We start from the raw sequence: 233 nt of genomic DNA, 5'->3' as shown, positions 1-233 counted from the left end.
CCAATATTAGCCATGCTGACCCTGTTTTTTCAGATTAATTATTTAGGCTCGGGTTTTCTGCCCCAAGCGATTGCCAGTAGTCTGTTTTTTATTTCTTTGCCATTACAAGGGCTTTTATGGTTAGGTAAACGTGCGCAAACCGAATTAGAGCCTGCTATGCAGCAATGGTATAACGAGTTATTTGCAAAAATGGTTGCTAACGGTTACGACGCGCAAATGGGAAAAAACAAGCC

General features: G+C 41.6%; 1 protein-coding gene. It reads left to right on the top strand.

Features of this window, described 5'->3' with window-relative positions; all coding sequences use genetic code 11:
* Positions 1-233, top strand: a 233-nt coding sequence (locus tag SB749_RS21040) for a DUF412 family protein (RefSeq protein WP_410712032.1), incomplete at both ends; no start/stop codon positions are given.

The sequence above is a fragment of the Brevibacterium sp. SIMBA_078 genome, assembly GCF_046534565.1.
Classification (GTDB): domain Bacteria; phylum Actinomycetota; class Actinomycetes; order Actinomycetales; family Brevibacteriaceae; genus Brevibacterium.
Note: the sequence above shows the minus strand (reverse complement) of the source record. Positions and strands in the feature narration are given on the sequence as shown.